We start from the raw sequence: 19,496 nt of genomic DNA, 5'->3' as shown, positions 1-19,496 counted from the left end.
GTGGGGGCCCTGCGGGCGCCCGGCGGCGGGGGCGCGGTCCGGAGCAGCGGCCGGGGCGGGGGAGAATGCCCCCCGTACGAAGTACAGGGCGGCGGAAGGCGGCAGGTCCAGTGGAACCTCGGATCATCGGCAGCGGCACGGACGAGCACCTCGCGGACCCCTTCGGGAGCGCCGCGCTGCGCCGGCGGGTGCTGGACGCCTGGGCCGCCTCGCCGGCCCGGTTCCGGGAGGACGCCAACGCCGAGGAGGAACTCGCGCTCGGCGGCTACCGCGACCGCCTGGTCGTCGAGTTGGCGCAGAACGCGGCCGACGCGGCGGTCCGGGCCGGGCACGGGCCCGGCCGGCTGCGGCTCACCCTCGCCGACGGCGTGCTCGCCGCAGCCAACACCGGGGCCCCGCTGGACGCGGCCGCCGTCGAGTCGCTGTCCACCCTGCGCGCCTCCTCCAAGCGCGGTGAGACGCCCGCCGTCGGCCGGTTCGGCGTCGGTTTCGCCGCCGTGCTCGCCGTCACTGACGAGCCCGCCGTGCTCGGCGCCGCCGGTGGGGTGCGCTGGTCGCTCGGCGAGGCCCGCTCGCTGGCCCAGGCGCAGCCCGCGCTGGCCGAGGAACTGCGCCGCCGGGACGGCCACGTGCCGCTGCTGCGGTTGCCGTTCGCCGCCGAGGGCCCGGCCCCCGAGGGCTACGACACGGTGGTCGTGCTGCCGCTGCGGGACGCCGCCGCCGAGGACCTGACCCGCCGTCTGCTCGCCGGCATCGACGACGCGCTGCTGCTCACCCTGCCCGGCCTCGCCGAGGTCGTGGTGGAGACCCCGGAGGGCACCCGGACGCTCACCCGCGCCGCCGCCGAGCCCCGCCCGGACGGCGTCACCGAGGTCACCGTGACCGACGACGCGGACGGCCGGCCGCGGCGGACCCGCTGGCAGACCGCCGGCGCCACCGGCACCCTGGCCGCCGAGCTGCTCGCCGACCGTCCCACCGAGGAGCGCGCCCGCCCGTACTGGACGGTCACCTGGGCCGTTCCGGTCGCCGCCGACGGGACCCCGCAGGCGCCCGGCATCGCGCCGGTGCTGCACGCGCCCACCCCCAGCGACGAGCCGATCGGCCTGCCCGCGCTGCTCATCGCCTCCTACCCGCTGGACTCCACCCGCCGGCACGTCGCCCCCGGCGCGCTCGCCGACTTCCTCACCGAGCGCGCCGCCGACAGCTACGCCGACCTGCTGCGCGCCCGCGGCGCCGACCTCGGCTCGCTCGGTCTCGTCCCCGGGCCGCTCGGCCAGGGCGCGCTCGACAACGCGCTCCGCGGGGCCGTCCTCTCCCGGCTGCCCGGCACGCCGTTCCTGCCGCACCCGGCGCCGGTCGAGGCGGGCACGCCCGCGCTGCGCCCCCGGGACGCCACCCTGCTGGAGGGTGCGGACGGCTCGGTGGTCGAGGCGTTGGCGCCGATCTTCCCCGGGCTGCTGCCGGCCGGGCTGGAGCGCCGCACCGAGCTGCGGGTGCTGAACGTGCGCCGGGTGCCGCTGGCCGACGTGGTCGACCAGCTCGGCGGTCTGGACCGCGAGCCCGCCTGGTGGCGCAACCTGTACGCGGCGCTCGGCGCCGCTGACCCGGAGGCGCTCGGCGCGCTGCCCGTCCCACTCGCCGACGGCCGGACCATCACCGGGCCCCGGCGCGTCCTGCTGCCCTCCGAGGACGCAGACTGGGCGGCCTTCCCCGGCTACCCCGAGTCGCTGGCCGACGCGCTCGCCGCCCTCGACCTGCGGCTCGCCCACCCCGAGGCCGCCCACCCGCTGCTCGCCAAGCTCGGCGCCGGCACCGCCACCCCGGCCGGGGTGCTCGACACCCCCGAGGTGCGGGCCGCCGTCGCCCGCTCCTACCAGGTGGCCGAGGACGACGTCGAGGCCGCGCTCGAACTGGCCGACGCCGTCCTGGCGCTGGTCAAGGTCGCCGGCCCGACCGCCGGCGAGCACCCCTGGCTGGCCCGGCTGGCCCTGCTCGACGACGAGGGCGAGCCCGCCCGCGCCGGTGAACTCGTCCTGCCCGGCAGCCCGTTCGCGGCCCTCGCCCGCGAGGAGGACGCCGGCTGGGTGGACGACGAGCTGCTGGAGCGCTGGGGCCCGGAGGTGCTCACCGCCGTCGGCGTGCTCGCCGACTTCGTCCTCGTCCGCGCCGAGGACGTGGTGCTCGACCCGGACGACCTGGAACGGCTCGACCCCACCGCGCCCGCCGACCGCGCGGCCGGCGGCCACCCCACCGGGCTGCTCGACGAGGCGCCCGACGGCCTCGCCGACTGGGCCGAGGACGCCCTCGAAGCCTTGCAGGCCGACGACGTCGTGGGCGTCCCGCCGGTGGCCGCCGAACTGCTGGCCGTCCGTGACCTCGACCTGGTCGACGACGACGCCTGGCCCGAGGCGCTCGCCGCGCTCTCCCGCCCGCCGTACCGGGACGCCGTGGTCAACCCCGTCCGCACCCTGCTGCCGGACGGCTCCTACACCGACCTGCCGCCGTACACCGCCTGGTGGCTGCGCGACCACCCGGTGCTGGACGGCCGGGAGCCCGCCGGGCTGCGCGCGGCCGGTGCCGACCCGCTGCTGCGCGGCCTCTACGACGAGGCCCGGACGACCCTGGACGAGCAGTTCCTGCACGCGCTCGGGGTACGCACCACGCTGGCCGCGCTGCTCGCCGAACCGCACGGCCCGGACGAGGTGCTGGACCGGCTCACCGATCAGGCCTCCGATGTCGGCCACCGCCAACTGCACGGCCTGCACAGCGCGTTGGCGCGGGTCGAGATCGAGCGGATCGAACCGGTCGACGTGGTGCGGGCGCTGCCGCCGCTCGACCCGGACACCGGCCGCCGGCCGGCCCACACGGTGATCGTCGACGCCTCCAGGGCGGTCGTCGCCGACGCGCCCGACCTCGTCCAGCTCCTGCACCCGTACCCGCTGGTGCCGGTCGCCCCGGCGCTCGCCGCCGACCTCGCCGAGCGGCTGCACGTCTCGCTCGCCAGCGAGGTGGCGGGCGGGCGGGTGCTCTCCGAGGGCGTGCTGCACCGGGTCCCCGCCGTGGTGCGGGAGCTGCTGCCCGGCTGCCCGGTCGCCTACGAGGAGCACGAGGAGCTGCTGGTGGTCGGCCCGGACGGCAACGACGCCGCCGTGGACTGGCGTTGGGACGTCGAGGCGGACGCCCCTGAGGCGCCCTACGACCCGGACGCGGCCGAGGCCGCCGACGAGGACGACGAGTTCGAGCTCCCGCCGGTGCCCGGGCTGCTGCACGCGGCCACCCCGGAGGGCCTGGCGGCCGGGCTCGCCTGGTCGGTCGGGCAGTGGCACCGGCGGTTCGAGGTGCTGGCCGCGCTCACCGATCCGGACCGGGCGTACGAGCTGTCCGCGGCGCGGGACTTCGAGGGCTAGGCACTCTCTTCCGGATCACGCCGGGCGCTGATCCGACGTGATCCGAAAGGGAGGACCTGGGCGCTCAGCGGGCCCGCCCGCGGCGCTTGAACCGCAGGTAGACGGCGGTGGTGGTGGCCAGCCAGACGGCCGCCACCAGGGCCTTCACGGCTGTCGGCACCCACGGCAGCGCCGGGGCGGTCACCTCGCCGGCGTTCGTCAGCCAGCGGCCGCCCATCAGGGCCAGGACCGTCAGTCCGGCGGCCAGCAGGCCGGCCAGGAAGGCGGCGAACGCCTCCACCTGCCCGGTCTCGCGCTCGGTTTCCCCACCTGTGCGGGCCATGTCGGCACCCCCTTCCGCGATCCATCATCCAGGCTGCGGGCTGGGGGCTGCGGGCTGGGGGTGCCAGGGCCTCACTCCATCCCGCGGCGCTTCATGAAGCGCCAGGCGATCTCCAGGGCCAGGCCGCAGACCACCGCGATGCCGACGCCGACCAGGGGGTCGCGGGTGCCGACCAGCGAGAGCTGGAAGAACTCCGCCAGCCAGGGCACCAGCAGGACCAGGGCGAAGGCGCCGCCCATGGTGCCGATCAGCAGCAGGCGCCACCAGCTGTAGGGGCGGGCGACGATGGCGAGCACCCAGATGGCGATCAGGAAGAGCGTCAGGGTGGCCACGCTGGTGTCGGCCTTGAGGTCGGTCGCGTGGTCGGCGCGGGCCAGCGCGTAGGCGACGAAGGTGCCGGTGCCGGCGATGACGCCGCCCGGCACGGCGAGCCGCAGGACGCGCTTCACGAAGCCGGTGCGGGCCCGCTCGTTGTTGGGGGCGAGGGCGAGGAAGAAGGCCGGCACGCCGATGGTGAGGGTGGAGAGCACGGTGGAGTGCCGGGGCAGGAACGGGTACGGCGAGTGGGTGAAGATCACGAGCAGGGCCAGCAGGACCGAGTAGACCGTCTTCACCAGGAACAGGCCCGCGACCCGCTCGATGTTGCCGATCACCCGGCGGCCCTCGGCGACCACCGAGGGCAGGGTGGCGAACGAGTCGTTGAGCAGCACGATCTGGGCGACCGCCTTGGTGGCGTCGCTGCCGGTGCCCATCGCCACGCCGATGTCGGCGTCCTTGAGCGCGAGCACGTCGTTGACGCCGTCGCCGGTCATCGCCACGGTGTGTCCGCGGGACTGCAGTGCGGCGACCAGCTGGCGCTTCTGCTGCGGGGTGACCCGGCCGAAGACCGTGGTCCGTTCGGCCGTGTCGGCGAGGGCGTCCGGTTCGGCGGGCAGCGTCCGGGCGTCCAGCGGGTGGTCGGCGCCGGGCAGGCCGAGGTGGCCGGCGACCGCGCCGACCGAGACCGCGGCGTCGCCGGAGATGACCTTGGCCTGCACCTGCTGGCCCTCGAAGTAGCGCAGGGTCTCGGCGGCGTCGTGGCGCAGCCGCTGCTGGAGCACCACCAGGGCGAGCGGGGCGAGCCCGGCGGCCGGGTCGGGGGAGTCCAGCGGGGTGGGGGTGCGGCCGAGCAGCAGCACCCGCAGGCCCTTGGCGCCCAGCTCGTCGACCTCGGTGAGCGCCGGGTGCCCGGCGGGTAGCAGCACGTCGGGGGCGCCGAGCAGCCAGCTGGCCTCGCCGCCCTGCGGCTCCAGCAACTGCACGCCGCTCCACTTGCGGGCGGAGGAGAACGGCATCGCCTCGATCACCCGCCAGCCGTCGGCGGCCGGGGCGCCGCCGGCCCCCGGGGCGCCGCCGTCGCCGCGCCCGTAGGCGTCGATGACCGCCTGCATGGAGGGGTTGGGGCGGGCGTCGGCGCCGGCCATCACGCCGAGCGCGTGCTTGATGGTGTCCGGGTCGAGGGCGCCGGGCTCGCCGTCGGAGAGGACCCGCAGGTCGACGACGTCCATGCCGCCCTCGGTGAGGGTGCCGGTCTTGTCCAGGCAGACGGTGTCGACCCGGGCCAGGCCCTCGATGGCCGGGAGCTCCTGGACCAGGCACTGCTTTCGGCCCAGCCGGATCACACCGATCGCGAAGGCGACCGAGGTCAGCAGGACCAGCCCCTCGGGGACCATCGGTACGATCCCGGCCACCATCCGGCGCACGGCCTCGCGCCAGTCGCGGCCCTCGACGGCCAGCTGGCTGATGATCAGGCCGATGGCCGTGGGGATCAGCAGGTAGGTGATGAAGCGAAGGATGCTGTTGATGCCGCTGCGCAGCTCCGACTTCACCAGGGTGAACCGGCTGGCCTCCTCGGCGAGCTGCGCCGCGTACGCCTCGCGGCCGACCCTGGTGGCGGTGAACGCGCCCGCGCCGGCCACCACGAAGCTGCCGGACATGACCTGGTCGCCGGGCTGCTTGAGGACGGGGTCGGGCTCGCCGGTGAGCAGCGACTCGTCGATCTCCAGGCCGTCCGCCTCGGTGACCTCGCCGTCGACGATCACCTTGTCGCCGATGCCGAGCAGCACCGTGTCGTCGAGCACGATCTCGGCGACGGCGATCTGTTCGACGGTGCCGTCCCGGCGGACCTCGGGGCGGGCCTCGCCGATCAGGGCCAGGCTGTCCAGGGTCTTCTTGGCGCGCAGCTCCTGGATGATGCCGATCGCCGTGTTGGCCACGATGACCAGGCCGAACAGGCCGTCCTGGATCGGACCGACGATCAGGATGATCCCGAACATCACGCCGATGATCGCGTTGAAGCGGGTGAAGACGTTGGCCCGGACGATCTCCTTGGCGGAGCGGCTGGACCGTACGGGGACGTCGTTGACCTGTCCGCGCGCGACGCGTTCGGCCACCTCGGCGGAGGTCAGTCCGCCGCGCCGGCCGGGCAGCAGCCCGAGGGGGTGCGCACCGTCGGGGCGGTCGGCGTCGCCGGGCTGCTCTTCCGCGGGGTGGGCAGGCTGCGTCATGGCACCGACTCTACGGGTGCCTTATGTCCGGTGCGTGCTACTAAAGGACTATTCAGTCCGACCGGGTGGCCGGGTCCTGGCCGTCGTTTCCGGCCGCCCGGTTCGCGGCCTCGGCGGCGCGGTCGCGGGCGATGGCGTCCCGTCGGGCGCGGCAGTACCAGAGGCCGATCAGGCCGAGCAGGCCGCCGGAGAGGCAGATCCACGGCCAGGTGCCGTGGCCGTGGTCGGAGAGGGTGCCCTGGAAGGGGAGCAGCGCCAGGAAGGCGACGAACCACAGCACCGTGCCGCCGCCGACGATGGCGACGTCGTTGGCCTCCAGCGGAGGGGGCGAGGGGTGCAGCGGCTTCTTGGGCATGGGGCCTAGCGTACGGTGCGGCGGCCGGCCCTCAGGGGCCCTCGGGCTTCTACGCGCGAAGATAGCGCGTGTGCGATCGGGAAACCATACTGAAAACTCCCCGCCCGGCCACCGTCGCCCCGGGCGTCCCCCCTCCTCAGCTCCCCCACAGAGGACGCACGCATGCCTGTGGTCCAGCCGACCACCGAGTCGCCCGAACCCGCCTCCAGCGCCCCCAAGCCCCCCGCCGGCGCCCTGGACCGCTACTTCCGGATCAGCGAGCGCGGCTCCACCCTGCCGCGCGAGATCCGCGGCGGCGTCGCCACCTTCTTTACCATGGCGTACATCCTGGTGCTCAACCCGATCATCCTGGCCAGCGCCACGGACATGACCGGGGCCCACCTGGACAGCGCCCAACTGGTCACCGCCACCGCCCTCACCGCGGGTCTCACCACCCTGCTGATGGGCGTGATCGGCAACGTCCCGATCGGCCTGGCCGCCGGCCTCGGCGTCAACACCATCGTGGCGCTCCAGCTCGCCCCCAAGATGACCTGGCCGGACGCCATGGGCATGGTCGTGCTGGCCGGCTTCGCGATCATGCTGCTGGTCGCCACCGGCCTGCGCGAGCGGGTCATGAACGCCGTGCCGCTCGGGCTGCGCAAGGCCATCGCGATCGGTATCGGCCTGTTCATCAGCCTCGTCGGCCTGGTCGACTCCGGCTTCGTCAGCCGCATGCCGGACGCCGCGCACACCACCGTCCCGCTGCAACTCGGCGGCAGCGGGCACCTGCTCGGCTGGCCGGTGCTGATCTTCGTGTTCGGCCTGCTGCTCACCCTCGTCCTGCTGATCCGCAAGGTGCCCGGCGCCATCCTGATCAGCATCGTGGTCAGCACCGCGCTCGCCGTGGTGATCGACAAGCTCGTCGACGTCCCGGCGCTCAAGTGGGGCCTGACCGTCCCGGCCTGGCCGGGCAACCCGGTCGCCGCCCCCGACTTCGGCCTGGTCGGCAAGGTCAGCCTGTTCGGAGGCTTCGAGAAGGTCGGCGTGCTGACCGGCGTGCTGTTCGTCTTCACCGTGCTGATGTCCTGCTTCTTCGACGCGATGGGCACCATCCTCGGCGTCGCCGACGAGGCCCACCTGCTCGACGAGAACGGCGACCTGCCGGGCATCAACAAGATCCTGATGGTCGACGGCATCGCCACCGCGGCCGGCGGCGCCACCTCCGCCTCCGCGAACACCTGCTTCGTGGAGTCCACCGCCGGTGTCGGCGAGGGCGCCCGGACCGGCTTCGCCTCGATCGTCACCGGCCTGCTCTTCGTGGTCGCGCTCTTCCTCACGCCGCTCGCCACCATGGTCCCGGCCCAGGCCGCGACCCCGGCCCTGGTCACCGTCGGCTTCCTGATCCTGGCGGGCTCGATCAAGGAGATCGACTGGTCGGACCACACCATCGCGATCCCGGCCTTCCTGACGATCGTGATGATGCCGTTCACCTACAGCATCACCAACGGCATCGGCTTCGGCTTCATCGCCTTCTGCGTCCTGCGCCTGGCCGCCGGGCGCGGACGCAGCGTGCCCGTCCCGCTGTACGCGGTGGCGGCGGTGTTCGCCTTCTACTACCTGATGCCGGCCCTCGGCCTGCTCTGACGCCGTACCGCTCCACCGGCGGCCCCGTCCTCTCCCCCTGGGGGAAGGGTGGGGCCGCTGCCGTTCCCGGGGGCGCCTTCGATCCCGGGGCCGGTGGCCCTGGGGTCGGCCGTCGGTGAACGCAGAGCTGCAACCGGTCGTACCGGTCTCGAGGGGGCGGAGCGATCGCCGCCGGGAAGAATGTCAAAAAGGGGCCTGTGTAGCGAAGTTGACGGAGGGAATACTGCCTGGACGGACACGGGGAGGGGGCTCGACCGATGGTGCAACAGGATCCGCCCGGGGGAGACGAGGCGAAGCTGCTGCCGGAGCTGTTCTGGACGGCGGACAAGGCCTCGCTGGACGGCCAGCGCGAGACGCTGCGCTGGTACCGCGGACTGATCGCCATGCTGGTGATCGCCGCCGTGATCGGCTCGTTCCCCGGGCCGAAGGACCGCGGCTCCTTCGACAGTGTGCCGCTGTACTCGGTGGGCGCCTTCCTGATCGCCGGCTACTTCTGGTCCCGGCTGCGCCGCAGCAACCCGCAGGGCCGCTGGTACGAGGCCCGGGCGGCGGCCGAGTCGGTCAAGACGCTGGCCTGGAAGTACACCGTCCGGGCCCGGCCGTTCGACGGTGAGGCGGAGTCCGCGGACGTGGACCGCGGCTACCTGCTCCAGGTCGAGGACGTGCTGCGGGCCTTCGAGGACCCGGAGATCGTGCCGCCCGGCACCGTCCCCGAGATCACCCCGGAGATGCGGCGGATGCGGGCCGACAGCCTGACCGCCCGCCGCATGCTCTACCTGCGCACCCGGGTCGAGGGCCAGCGCACCTGGTACCGCGCCCGGGCCGAGGCCTGCGAGACGCAGGCGGTGTCCTGGGGGCTCGGCATCGCGGCGCTGATCATCATCGGCGCGGCGGCGGCCGTCGCCCAGGCCACCGGCGCCCTCCAGGTGCACGTCTTCGGCGCCAGCTCGGCCGCGGCCGCCGCCGTCATCGCCTGGACCCAGCTCAAGCAGCTGCGCCCGCTGGCCGCCGCCTACCAGCTGGCCGCGCGCGAACTGGAGAACGTCGGCAACCAGCTCTCCGACCTCGACCTCAAGACGCCGGACGCCGAGGCGCGCTGGGCCCGGATGGCCGCCGAGGCGGAGGACGCGGTGTCCCGCGAGCACACCACCTGGCGGGCCCGCCGGGCGTTTCCGAGGTAACGGCCGGGGCCGTCGACGCCGGGGATCGGCCGGGTCTGTCGCTGCCGTCAACTCAGGGGAGGGGCTGGGGAGATCCGGCGAAGCGGACGCCACGCCGAGGGCACAGGTGTGCGGAGTGCGTGAGGGTCGGGCGGGAAGGCGTAGAACGTAATCATTACGTGTCCATGCCCTGGTTTCATCGCCTGCGCGCGACCCCAGTCCCTGTCCGGAGGCCCTCTTGCGCATTCTCCTGATCGCCAGCGCGTTCAACAGCCTGACCCAGCGCGTCCACACCGAGCTGCGCGGGCGCGGCCACCAGGTCGCCGTCCAACTCGCCCTCGGCGACGAGGCGATGAGGACGGCGGTGGACCGTACCGACCCCGAGCTGATCATCTGTCCGATGCTCACCAAGGCCGTCCCGCAGGACATCTGGTCCACCCGGACCGTCCTGATCGTGCACCCCGGGCCCCAGGGCGACCGCGGCCCCTCCTCGCTCGACTGGGCGATCGCCGAGGGGGCGGACCGCTGGGGCGTGACCGTCCTCCAGGCCGTCGAGGAGATGGACGCCGGTGACATCTGGGCGTCCGTCGAGTTCCCCGTCACCGGCTGCGGCAAGAGCGAGCTGTACCGGGGCGAGGTCGCCGACGCCGCCGTCGAGGCCGTCCTGCTCGCCGTCCAGCGCTTCGAGGGCGGGCTGTTCACCCCCGAACCGCTCGACTACGACCGGCCGGACGTCCACGGCAGGCTGCGGCCCCTGCTGCGGCAGGACGCGCGCCGGATCGACTGGGCCGCCGACGACACCGCCACCGTGCTGCGCAAGCTCCGCGCCGCCGACTCCCAACCCGGCGTGCTCGACGAGCTGTTCGGACGCGAGTACTTCCTGCACGGCGGCCACCCCGAGGACGAGCTGCGCGGCCCGGTGCCCGGCGCCGTGCTCGCCACCCGCGACGGCGCGATCTGCCGTGCCACCGTGGACGGCGCGGTCTGGATCCCCCAGCTGCGCCCGCGCCGCACCCCGGGCGGGCCTGCCACCTTCAAGCAGCCGGCCGCGACGGTGCTCGCCGGCCGCCTGCACCGGGTCCGCGAAGTCCCGGTGACGCCGACCTCGGCGGCCCACCGGGACACCTGGTCGGAGCTGCGCTACCGCGAGGAGGGCGACGTCGGCTACCTCGAATTCGCCTACGCGGGCGGGGCGATGAGCACCGGGCAGTGCCGCCGGCTGCTCGCCGCCTACCGCGAGGCCGCCGGCCGGCCCACCTCGGTGCTGGTGCTCGGGGCGCCCCGGGACTTCTACTCCAACGGGATCCACCTCAACGTCATCGAGGGTGCGGCGTTCCCGGCACTGGAGTCCTGGGAGAACATCAACGCGATGGACGACCTGGTCCACGCGGTCCTCACCACGACCGACAAGCTCACCGTCGCCGCCCTGGCCGGGAACGCGGCGGCCGGCGGCCTGATGGCGGCCCTCGCCGCCGACGAGGTGTGGTGCCGGGAGTCGGCGGTGCTCAACCCGCACTACCGGCTGATGGGCCTCTACGGCTCCGAGTACTGGACGTACACCCTGCCGCGCCGGGTCGGCGACGAGCAGGCCGCGCGGCTGACCACCGAGGCGCTGCCGGTCGGCGCCGAACACGCCCGCCGGATCGGCCTGGTGGACCGCACCTGCGGCGGGGACGCGGCGGCCTTCCGGCGCTGGGTGGTCCGGGAGGCCGCCGCGCTCGGAGCCTCGCCCGAACTCACCGGGCGGCTGGTCGACAAGAAGCGCCGCCGGTCCGCCGACGAGGAGGCGAAGCCGCTGGCCGAGTACCGGGCGGAGGAACTGCGGCGGATGCACGCCAACTTCTACCGGGCGGGCGAGCCCTACCACGCGCTGCGGCGGGACTTCGTGCACAAGGTCTGCCCGGTGGCCACGCCCGCGCACCTGACCGGGCTGCTGGGGCGGCCGGAGTGAGGCAGGGGTGGTCGCGGGAGCGAGGCGGGGGAGGTCGCCGGAAGTGAGCCGAGGGCGCCCGGCCGGGGTGGGGGACCCGGTCGGACGCCCTCGGGGCTTGGGGGGGGGGTGGGACCCGCCCGGCTCAGCGCCTGACGCCGGCCTCGTCCCGCCGCCGCGGCTGGCGCGGGACCAACGGGGCCGCCGGGCCGAGCAGGAGCGGCTGCGTGGTGCCGCGGCTCGGCGAGACCGCGAAGGCCAGCGAGCCGAAGAAGACGTAGCAGCCGAGCCCGACCCCGAGCGGGAAGATGAACTGCAGCGCCATCACTCCGCCCTGGGTGGAGTGCGAGAAGTCGAGCCGCACCGAGAGCGCCGCCATGCCGGTGTAGTGCATCGCGCACACTGCCACGCCCATGACCGGCGCGGCCGCCAGGACGGCGAGCGTGCCGCGGATGTTCAGGGTGGCCCACAGCGCGGCCGTGGCCGCGAACACGGCGATGGCGACGGACAGTCCGACCGTGAGCCGGTCGTAGCCGAGGTGGCCGGGCAGGACCATCGCGGCCATTCCGAGGTAGTGCATCGCCGCGACCCCGAGGCCGGTGGTCAGCCCGCCGGCCAGCAGGGACAGGACAGGCCGGCGGCTGTACCCGACGGTGAACAGGCCGATGCCGACGACGGCGATGGCGACCAGCAGGCTGAGCACGGTCAGTCCGGGCCGGTAGCTGATGTCGACCCCGGTGACGGAGAAGCCGAGCATCGCGATGAAGTGCATGGACCAGATCCCGGCGCCGAGCGAGGTCGAGGCGAAGAGCAGCCAGAGCACCCGGGTGCGGCCCTGCGAGACGAGTGCCCAGCGGGCGCTGCGCAGGGCGACGAAGGCGCCGAGGCAGGCGACGAAGTACGAGACCGCCGGTGTCACCCAGCCGTGGTCGGCATGATGGATCTCACCCAAGAGAGCTCCCAGGACGGATGCGGGGGAGGAAGGGCGCCAGGCCTCGGGCGGACACGGGTGGTCGGGAGGGAACGCGGCAACGGGCGCGGGAACGGCGCCGCCGAAGGGAGACCTGGCGTGTGGTGCCCCTGACAACGGGGGACAGTAACCACTACCGGACGGTCGCACAAGGTTCGCGCTTTTCGTGAAGTCCCTGGTCAGGATGGACCTTTACGCGGTCTGCATGATCTTGGCACCAACTCCTGACACCGCCTGCGCACGGCCGCCGGGCGGTTCGTCCGTTACTCCGGGTTCGTTACTCCGGGTTGGTCACTCCAGCGGGGCTAGCCCGAACGGGTGGCCGGCCGGGTCGATCAGCACCTTGAGCGTCCGGCCGTGCTGGTACGTCGGCTCGGTCGCGCCGAGCGCGAGCGCCTTCGCGATCGCCTCGTCCAGGTCGTCCACGTAGAAGTCCAGGTGGAAGTGCTTGCCGCCGTCCGGCTCCGTCCACGGCTCCGGCCGGTAGCCCGAGACCCGGCCGAAGCCCAGCGGGCTGCCGCCCTCCGGGTTGTCCAGGATCGCGAACTGCTCGTCCAGGTGGCGGCTCTCCCAGCCCAGCAGCTCGCCGTAGAACCCGGCCAGCGCGATCGGGTCGGCGCAGTCGATGGTGACCATGGCGAGGCGGGCGAAGCCGGTGTCGTCCGGCTCGGCGGCGAGGCCGGAGGCGGGGTCGGCGGCGAGGTCGGACATGTCTGGTCGGCCCTTCCAGTCGAGATCATTCGAGACCCAGCACCAGCATCGCACCGGGCCGATCTTCCGGCGCGCGGTGAACGGACGGGGCCGGCGGGGTGGACTGGGAACGCATTTTCCTTAGCGAGAGTAATGACGTAAGCTAAAGAACATGCCCGAGATGTCCGAGCAGGACCTCGCAGCGATCAATCAGCTGCGATCGTCCACGATGCGCCTCTCCCGTCGACTCAAACACCAGCGGGTCGAGGAGTCGCTGAGCCCCACCGAGATGGGGGTGCTCGGCACCCTCGCCAGATGCGGAAAGGCGACACCGGGTGAGCTCGCCCGGAAGGAGCACGTGCAGCCGCCCTCCATGACCAGGATCGTCGCGATGCTGGAGGAGAAGGGGCTGGTGCGGCGCGAGCCGCACCCCGAGGACCGCCGCCAGGTCGTCGTCAGCAGCACCGAGCAGGCCGAGGCGATCCTCGCCGAGAGCCGCCGTCGCCGCAACGTCTGGCTCGCCGAGCTCGCCGAGGGGCTCGACGAGGAGGAGTGGGCCGTCCTCCGGGAGGCCGCGCCCGTGCTCTACAAGCTCGCACACCTCTAGGCACGCCGACCCCGGCCCGCCGGCCGGGAGAAGAAGGAGCACCGCATCACCGCAGGACCGACCACCGAAACCAGGAGCACGACGGCCGCAGTTCGGGCCGCCGCGCCGCGAGGGGAGACCACCGTGACACCGCCGGCCGCAGCCAGCGCCGCCGCCATCCGCACCGACGACCAGACCACCGACCCCGCCGCGGCAGGCGCCGCGGCCGCCGACCTCCAGGCGCCCGCCCCCACGGGGCTGCCCGGCAGCGGCGACGACGACCCCGACGAACGCACCGCGGCGGACGACCCCGCCGCTCCCGGACGCACCCACGCGTCCACGTCTCCCGCAGGTGCCCGCTTCACGAGGCCCGGGGGGATGTTCTCCTCCCTTCGCGTTCGCAACTACCGCTACTACTTCGCCGGCCAGGTGGTGTCCAACACCGGTACCTGGATGCAGCGGATCGCCCAGGACTGGCTGGTCCTCAGCCTCACCGGCAGTCCCCTCGCGGTCGGCATCACCACCGCCATGCAGTTCCTGCCGATGCTGCTGCTCGGCCTGTTCGGCGGCGTGCTCGCCGACCGGATGCCCAAGCGCCGGCTGCTGATCTACACCCAGGGCGCCATGGGCCTGCTGGCCGCCGGCCTGGCCGTCCTGACCATCGGCGGCGTCGTGACGCCGTACTACGTGTACGCCTTCGCGCTGCTGCTCGGCCTGGTCACCGTGGTCGACAACCCGACCCGGCAGGCCTTCGTGTCCGAGATGGTCGGGCCCAAGGACCTCGCCAACGCGGTCAGCCTGAACGCCGCCAACTTCCAGACCGCCCGGCTGGTCGGCCCCGCCGTCGCGGGCCTGCTGATCGCCGTGGTCGGCAGTGGCTGGGCGTTCGCCGTCAACGCGCTGTCCTTCGCCGCCGTGATCGGCGGGCTGCTCGCCATGCGGGAGAGCGAACTGCGCCCGACCGAGCCGATCGCCCGCGAGAAGGGCCAGCTGCGGGAGGGCCTGCGCTACGTCAAGGAGCGGCCCGAACTGCTCTGGCCGATGGTCCTGGCCGGGTTCATCGGCACCTTCGGCTTCAACTTCCCGACGCTGCTCTCCGGCTTCGCCTACGACACCTTCAAGGTCGGCGCCGGCCAGTACGGCCTGCTGAACACCGCGATGGCGGTCGGCTCGCTGGCCGGCGCGCTGCTCGCCGCCCGCCGGGGCGTGCCCAGGCTGCGCCGGCTGGTGGCGGCGGCGCTGGCCTTCGGCTCGCTGGAGGTGGTGGCCGCGTTCGCGCCCGACTACTGGACCTTCGCGGTGCTGCTGACGCTGATCGGGGTGTTCGGACTCAGCTTCAACACCTCCGTCAACTCCACGCTGCAGCTGGCCACTGACCCCGCGATGCGCGGTCGCGTGATGGGCCTGCTGGTGCTGGTCTTCACCGGCGGCACGCCGATCGGCGCCCCGATCGTCGGCTGGGTGACCGCCTCGTACGGGCCCCGGCTCGGCCTGCTGGCCTGCGGACTGGTGTCCGCGCTGGCGGCCGGCGTGGTGGGCCTGGTGCTGGCCCGCAGCGCGGACCTGCGGGTGCGGTTCGACCTGCACCCCGGCCGTGGCGGCCGGGTGGTGGCCTTCGTGCCGCGGACCGTCACCGCCAACAAGTCGGAGCTGGCGCCCGCCTGCTGACGAGGCGTCATGCCCCGGGGCGGTGGTCCGCCCCGGGGCTTCGGTGCAGGGTCGAGGGGCTTCGGTGCAGGGTCGAGGGTCAGAGCCGGATCGCGAGGACCTGACCGGGCCAGACGCCGTCCGGCTGCTCGACCTCGAAGGACTCGGTCTCGGTGAACCCGAGTGCCCGGTACTGGCCGACCAGCCTGCGGTCGGCGCCCGCGTAGCAGTCCACCCGCAGCAGGCCGAGGCCGCGCCGGCGGGTCTCCTCGACCGCGTCGGCGATCAGCGCGGCGCCGATCCCCGAGCCCTTGCGGCTGCGGTCGGTGACCAGGATGCGGACGAACAGCTCGGGCTCGTCCACCGGGGGGATGTACTTCCCCCGCTGCTCGGACAGCACGCAGCAGCCGATGGCGCGGCCCTCGGCGTCCTCGGCGAGGCGGATCAGGAACGGTTCGGCGGCGTACCCGGCGACCTGCTCGACCCGGGCCGGGATGGTGCTGAAGGGCTGGTCCCCCCACTGGCCGGTGCGGCCCTGGCCGGCCAGCCAGCCCACGGCGCCGTCGAGCAGGGCGAGGATGTCGGGAATGTCGTCCGGTCCCCCGGTGCGGATCTTCATACGAAAGGTTCTAGCCCAAACGGCCTCGCGCGGGAAGATGTCCCCATGAGGCTCTTCGTGGCGGTCCTGCCGCCGGTCAACGCGCTCCAGGGGCTGTCGGACGCGGTGGCGCCGGTGCGCGGGCTGCCCGGGGCGGACCGGCTGCGCTGGACCACCGTCGAGGGCTGGCACCTGACCCTGGCCTTCCTCGGCGAGGTGCCGGCCGAGGAACTGCCGGAGCTGGAGGCGGGCCTGGCCGCCGTCGCCGAGGTGCATCCGGTGCACCGGCTGCGGCTGTCCGGCGCCGGGCGGTTCGGCGACCGGGTGCTCTGGGCCGGGGTGGAGGGGCAGACCTGGGCGCTGCGCAGGCTCGCCGAGGCCGTGTCCGAGGCCGCCGCCGGGGTGACCGGGGAGGTCGACGCCTTCACCTTCCACCCGCACCTCACCCTCGCCCGGGCCGGCTCCTCGCGCGGCCACCGGCGGGCCGTCCAGCGGCTCGCGGCGGCCGAGCTGGACACCCTGGCGGCCGCGCTGGCCGGCTACCGGGGGCCCGAGTGGGAGGCCGCCGAGCTGCACCTGATGCAGAGCGACCTGGACGGCGGCTTCGCCCACTACTCCTCGCTGCGCGCCTGGCCGCTCGCCGACTGGAGCTGAGCCGGGGCGCGCCCGGGTCCGGGGCGGGGGGGGTGGGTCCGGGATGGCCGTTGGGCCCGGGGCTCCGATCCGTCGGCGGATGGTCCGGAGGTACGCTCGTTGACCGTGGATCCCAAGACTCGTATGCGTATCGTGACCGGCACCCTGGTGCTGCTGCTGGTCGTCGTGCTGATCAGCTCGATGGTCGGCGGGTAGCCGGGCCGGCGGGCACGCCTACCCGGCCCGGTGGGTCGACCCCGCCGCAACGGCTGAGGGCCACCGCCCGGAGGCGGTGGCCCTCAGCCGTGCACGGGATCGCTCAGAGCTGCTCGACCACGTAGTCGATGCAGTGGGTGAGCGCCTCGACGTCCGCCGGGTCGATCGCCGGGAACATCGCGACGCGCAGCTGGTTGCGGCCCAGCTTGCGGTACGGCTCGGTGTCCACGATGCCGTTGGCACGCAGTGCCTTGGCGACGGCGGCGGCGTCCACCGACTCGTCGAAGTCGATGGTGCCGACCACCTGGGAGCGCTCGGCCGGGTTCGCCACGAACGGGCTGGCGTAGGAGGACTTCTCGGCCCACGCGTACAGCCGGGACGAGGAATCAGCCGTACGGGCGACGGCCCAGTCGAGCCCGCCGTTGCCGTTCAGCCATTCCAGCTGGTCGGCCAGCAGGAACAGGGTGGAGATCGCCGGGGTGTTGTACGTCTGGTCCTTCGACGAGTTGTCGATGGCCGTCGGCAGGTCGAAGAACGGCGGGATGTACCGGCCGGAGCCGGCGATCTCGGTGGCGCGCTCCAGGGCGGCCGGGGAGAACGCGGCCAGCCACAGGCCGCCCTCGGAGGCGAAGGACTTCTGCGGGGCGAAGTAGTAGACGTCGGTCTCGGTGATGTCCACCGGCAGGCCGCCGGCGCCCGAGGTGGCGTCCACCAGGACCAGCGAACCCTCGTCCGCGCCCACCGGGCGCTTGATCGGCATCGCGACGCCGGTCGAGGTCTCGTTGTGGGTGAGCCCGTAGACGTCGACGCCGGCCTCGGCGACCGGCAGCGGGTGGGTGCCCGGGGCGGTCTTGATGACGCTCGGCTCGGCGAGCCACGGCGCGGCCTTGACCGAGGAGGCGAACTTGGAGGAGAACTCGCCGAAGTCCAGGTGCTGGGACTTCTCCCGCACCAGGCCGAACGCGGCGATGTCCCAGAAGGCGGTGGAGCCGCCGTTGCCGAGGACGACCTGGTAGCCCTCGGGGAGCGAGAAGAGGCTGCTCACGCCCTCGCGTACGCGCTTGACCAGGTTCTTGACCGGGGCCTGGCGGTGTGAGGTGCCGAGCAGGGAGGTCTGGGTGGCGGCGAGGGCACTCAGGGCCTCGGGGCGCACCTTGGACGGTCCGCAGCCGAAACGGCCGTCTGCGGGCTTGATGTCAGCGGGGATCTGGATCTGAGCCACGCGCGCAGCCTACCGGCCGGGGAGCCGCCCGGGGTACGGTCGTCCGCCCGCTGAGACTGTGATCTTCACGGCTCCCAGCTGCGGAAACAGCGGGCCCGACGGAGGTCGGACCCGCTGCTCAGGGGTGGTGCGGACGAGGGGCGCCCGGGGCGCTCGGGGGGCGTTCGGCGGGCGCTCGGGGGCGCTCGGCGGGCTCAGTGGCCGATGGCGTCCCAGCCCTCGATCTCCTCGGGGCGGCGCGGGCCGGGGCCGATGTAGCGCGCGGCGGGGCGCACGAGCCGGCCGGTGCGCTTCTGCTCCAGGATGTGCGCCGACCAGCCCGCGGTGCGCGCACAGGTGAACATCGAGGTGAACATGTGCGCCGGCACCTCGGCGAAGTCCAGCATGATCGCGGCCCAGAACTCGACGTTGGTGGCCAGCACGCGGTCGGGGCGGCGGTTGTGCAACTCCTCCAGCGCGGCCTTCTCCAGCGCCTCGGCGACCTCGAAGCGCGGGGCGCCGAGCTCCTTGGCGGTGCGGCGCAGCACGCGGGCGCGCGGGTCCTCGGCGCGGTAGACGCGGTGGCCGAAGCCCATCAGGCGCTCGCCGCGGTCCAGCGCGTTCTTGACCCAGGTGGTGGCGTCGCCGGTGCGCTCGATCTCCTCGATCATGCCGAGCACGCGGGACGGCGCACCGCCGTGCAGCGGGCCGGACATCGCGCCGACCGCGCCGGAGAGCGCGGCCGCCACGTCGGCGCCGGTGGAGGCGATGACGCGGGCGGTGAAGGTGGAGGCGTTCATGCCGTGCTCGGCGGCGGAGGTCCAGTAGGCGTCGATGGCCTTGACGTGCTTCGGGTCCGGCTCGCCGCGCCAGCGGATCATGAACCGCTCGACGACCGTCTCGGCCTTGTCGATCTCGCTCTGCGGGACCATCGGCAGGCCCTGGCCGCGGGCCGACTGGGCCACGTAGGACAGCGCCATCACGGCGGCGCGGGCGAGGTCGTCGCGGGCCTGCTCGGCGGAGATGTCGAGCAGCGGCTTGAGGCCCCAGACCGGGGCGAGCATGGCGAGCGCGGACTGCACGTCGACCCGGATGTCACCGGAGTGCACCGGGATCGGGAACGGCTCGGCGGCCGGCAGGCCGGGGTTGAACTTGCCGTCCACCAGCAGGCCCCAGACGTGGCCGAAGGAGACGTGGCCCACCAGGTCGTCGATGTCGACACCGCGGTACCGCAGCGCGCCGCCTTCACGGTCGGGTTCGGCGATCTCGCTCTCGAACGCGACGACTCCCTCAAGCCCGGGTACGAAGTCGGACATACGACGGCTCCTTCAGTTCTGCGATCGGCGCTGCGCCGTGGTGGGGCGGCGCGCCAGTGACCGAATGGTGGTTGGCACTCGGTGCCAGAGTGACAGGCACCGGGTGCATTGCGCCATACACCACCATGGTGATGTTGCGCTTGGGCCCGCTTGACTTTTCCGCCGAGGGTCGGTCGTGCCCGGGAATCTCCGGAACCAAACGCCTGGTTCGGGACAATTCACCGTACGGGGGGCGGTCGAGCGGTGGCGGGACACCTTATCTCCCACCGGGGTTTGTCCGGAGGTAGCGGTGCCGG

The 19,496-nt window shown here is 73.6% G+C and carries 15 protein-coding genes; 7 read left to right on the top strand and 8 right to left on the bottom strand.

The genetic code is table 11. The annotated features are described in order from the left end of the window. Window positions 1-110: 110 nt before the first annotated feature. Window positions 111-3,407, top strand: coding sequence for a sacsin N-terminal ATP-binding-like domain-containing protein (locus AC07BF_RS11170; RefSeq protein WP_400988821.1), 3,297 nt, complete (start codon window positions 111-113; stop codon window positions 3,405-3,407). Window positions 3,408-3,471: 64 nt separating this feature from the next. Here the strand turns inward: AC07BF_RS11170 and AC07BF_RS11165 are convergent, their stop codons facing one another. The 3 genes from AC07BF_RS11165 to AC07BF_RS11155 form a co-directional block, all read right to left on the bottom strand. Further along, the gene (locus tag AC07BF_RS11165) at window positions 3,472-3,729 is read right to left on the bottom strand and encodes a hypothetical protein (protein ID WP_363584944.1); all 258 of its coding nucleotides are present in this window, start codon (window positions 3,727-3,729) and stop codon (window positions 3,472-3,474) included. A 71-nt stretch (window positions 3,730-3,800) separates the two neighbouring features. Then, window positions 3,801-6,275 carry an HAD-IC family P-type ATPase gene (locus AC07BF_RS11160; RefSeq protein ID WP_363632245.1) on the bottom strand — a complete coding sequence of 825 codons (2,475 nt, stop codon included), beginning with the start codon at window positions 6,273-6,275 and terminating at the stop codon, window positions 3,801-3,803. Between the two features lie 52 nt (window positions 6,276-6,327). After that, window positions 6,328-6,630, bottom strand: coding sequence for a DUF2530 domain-containing protein (locus tag AC07BF_RS11155; protein WP_363584948.1), 303 nt, complete (start codon window positions 6,628-6,630; stop codon window positions 6,328-6,330). A 162-nt stretch (window positions 6,631-6,792) separates the two neighbouring features. Between AC07BF_RS11155 and AC07BF_RS11150 the strand changes: the two genes are divergently transcribed. The 3 genes from AC07BF_RS11150 (at window position 6,793) to AC07BF_RS11140 (ending at window position 11,364) form a co-directional block, all read left to right on the top strand. Continuing rightward, complete coding sequence (locus AC07BF_RS11150; protein ID WP_363584950.1) at window positions 6,793-8,253, top strand: NCS2 family permease; 1,461 nt, start codon at window positions 6,793-6,795, stop codon at window positions 8,251-8,253. Between the two features lie 257 nt (window positions 8,254-8,510). Continuing rightward, window positions 8,511-9,434: a DUF4231 domain-containing protein gene (locus AC07BF_RS11145; protein ID WP_363584952.1), complete on the top strand. Its 924-nt coding sequence runs from the start codon at window positions 8,511-8,513 to the stop codon at window positions 9,432-9,434. Window positions 9,435-9,651: 217 nt separating this feature from the next. After that, window positions 9,652-11,364, top strand: coding sequence for a hydrogenase maturation protein (locus tag AC07BF_RS11140; protein WP_363632244.1), 1,713 nt, complete (start codon window positions 9,652-9,654; stop codon window positions 11,362-11,364). Between the two features lie 124 nt (window positions 11,365-11,488). On the opposite strand, the gene AC07BF_RS11135 is transcribed toward AC07BF_RS11140, so the two are convergent. Next, window positions 11,489-12,295 carry an MHYT domain-containing protein gene (locus AC07BF_RS11135; RefSeq protein WP_363584956.1) on the bottom strand — a complete coding sequence of 269 codons (807 nt, stop codon included), beginning with the start codon at window positions 12,293-12,295 and terminating at the stop codon, window positions 11,489-11,491. 309 nt (window positions 12,296-12,604) lie between these two features. After that, on the bottom strand, window positions 12,605-13,024 hold the full coding sequence (locus AC07BF_RS11130; protein ID WP_363584958.1) for a VOC family protein: 420 nt from the start codon (window positions 13,022-13,024) through the stop codon (window positions 12,605-12,607). Between the two features lie 151 nt (window positions 13,025-13,175). Here AC07BF_RS11130 and AC07BF_RS11125 point away from each other — a divergent pair, with 151 nt between their 5' ends. Together AC07BF_RS11125 and AC07BF_RS11120 are read left to right on the top strand one after the other, a co-directional pair. Then, window positions 13,176-13,610: a MarR family winged helix-turn-helix transcriptional regulator gene (locus AC07BF_RS11125; RefSeq protein WP_063348195.1), complete on the top strand. Its 435-nt coding sequence runs from the start codon at window positions 13,176-13,178 to the stop codon at window positions 13,608-13,610. 357 nt (window positions 13,611-13,967) lie between these two features. After that, entirely contained in the window at window positions 13,968-15,257 is a 1,290-nt protein-coding gene (locus tag AC07BF_RS11120) for an MFS transporter (protein ID WP_350877760.1), read from the top strand. A gap of 79 nt (window positions 15,258-15,336) precedes the next feature. Here AC07BF_RS11120 and AC07BF_RS11115 read toward each other — a convergent pair whose 3' ends face one another. After that, window positions 15,337-15,855: a GNAT family N-acetyltransferase gene (locus tag AC07BF_RS11115; protein ID WP_363584960.1), complete on the bottom strand. Its 519-nt coding sequence runs from the start codon at window positions 15,853-15,855 to the stop codon at window positions 15,337-15,339. A 45-nt stretch (window positions 15,856-15,900) separates the two neighbouring features. On the opposite strand from AC07BF_RS11115, the gene thpR reads away from it, so the two are divergent. Beyond that, complete coding sequence (gene thpR / locus AC07BF_RS11110) at window positions 15,901-16,488, top strand: RNA 2',3'-cyclic phosphodiesterase (RefSeq protein ID WP_400808808.1); 588 nt, start codon at window positions 15,901-15,903, stop codon at window positions 16,486-16,488. A gap of 298 nt (window positions 16,489-16,786) precedes the next feature. On the opposite strand, the gene serC is transcribed toward thpR, so the two are convergent. Together serC and AC07BF_RS11100 are read right to left on the bottom strand one after the other, a co-directional pair. Continuing rightward, on the bottom strand, window positions 16,787-17,905 hold the full coding sequence (serC, locus tag AC07BF_RS11105; protein WP_363584964.1) for a phosphoserine transaminase: 1,119 nt from the start codon (window positions 17,903-17,905) through the stop codon (window positions 16,787-16,789). Between the two features lie 194 nt (window positions 17,906-18,099). Further along, window positions 18,100-19,200: a citrate synthase 2 gene (locus AC07BF_RS11100; RefSeq protein ID WP_350877533.1), complete on the bottom strand. Its 1,101-nt coding sequence runs from the start codon at window positions 19,198-19,200 to the stop codon at window positions 18,100-18,102. Window positions 19,201-19,496: the final 296 nt, after the last annotated feature.

Source organism: Kitasatospora sp. NPDC043950 (genome assembly GCF_056435345.1).
This window is presented reverse-complemented; position numbering and strand designations above follow the sequence as displayed.

Excerpts from the sequence above, each read along its gene's own strand:
- AC07BF_RS11165 (WP_363584944.1), bottom strand. The coding sequence starts at position 3,729 with ATGGCCCGCACAGGTGGGGAAACCGAGCGCGAGACCGGGCAGGTGGAG.
- AC07BF_RS11150 (WP_363584950.1), top strand. The coding sequence starts at position 6,793 with ATGCCTGTGGTCCAGCCGACCACCGAGTCGCCCGAACCCGCCTCCAGC.
- AC07BF_RS11100 (WP_350877533.1), bottom strand. The coding sequence starts at position 19,200 with ATGTCCGACTTCGTACCCGGGCTTGAGGGAGTCGTCGCGTTCGAGAGC.
- AC07BF_RS11145 (WP_363584952.1), top strand. The coding sequence starts at position 8,511 with ATGGTGCAACAGGATCCGCCCGGGGGAGACGAGGCGAAGCTGCTGCCG.
- AC07BF_RS11155 (WP_363584948.1), bottom strand. The coding sequence starts at position 6,630 with ATGCCCAAGAAGCCGCTGCACCCCTCGCCCCCTCCGCTGGAGGCCAAC.
- AC07BF_RS11120 (WP_350877760.1), top strand. The coding sequence starts at position 13,968 with ATGTTCTCCTCCCTTCGCGTTCGCAACTACCGCTACTACTTCGCCGGC.
- thpR (WP_400808808.1), top strand. The coding sequence starts at position 15,901 with ATGAGGCTCTTCGTGGCGGTCCTGCCGCCGGTCAACGCGCTCCAGGGG.
- AC07BF_RS11160 (WP_363632245.1), bottom strand. The coding sequence starts at position 6,275 with ATGACGCAGCCTGCCCACCCCGCGGAAGAGCAGCCCGGCGACGCCGAC.
- AC07BF_RS11130 (WP_363584958.1), bottom strand. The coding sequence starts at position 13,024 with ATGTCCGACCTCGCCGCCGACCCCGCCTCCGGCCTCGCCGCCGAGCCG.
- AC07BF_RS11125 (WP_063348195.1), top strand. The coding sequence starts at position 13,176 with ATGCCCGAGATGTCCGAGCAGGACCTCGCAGCGATCAATCAGCTGCGA.
- AC07BF_RS11115 (WP_363584960.1), bottom strand. The coding sequence starts at position 15,855 with ATGAAGATCCGCACCGGGGGACCGGACGACATTCCCGACATCCTCGCC.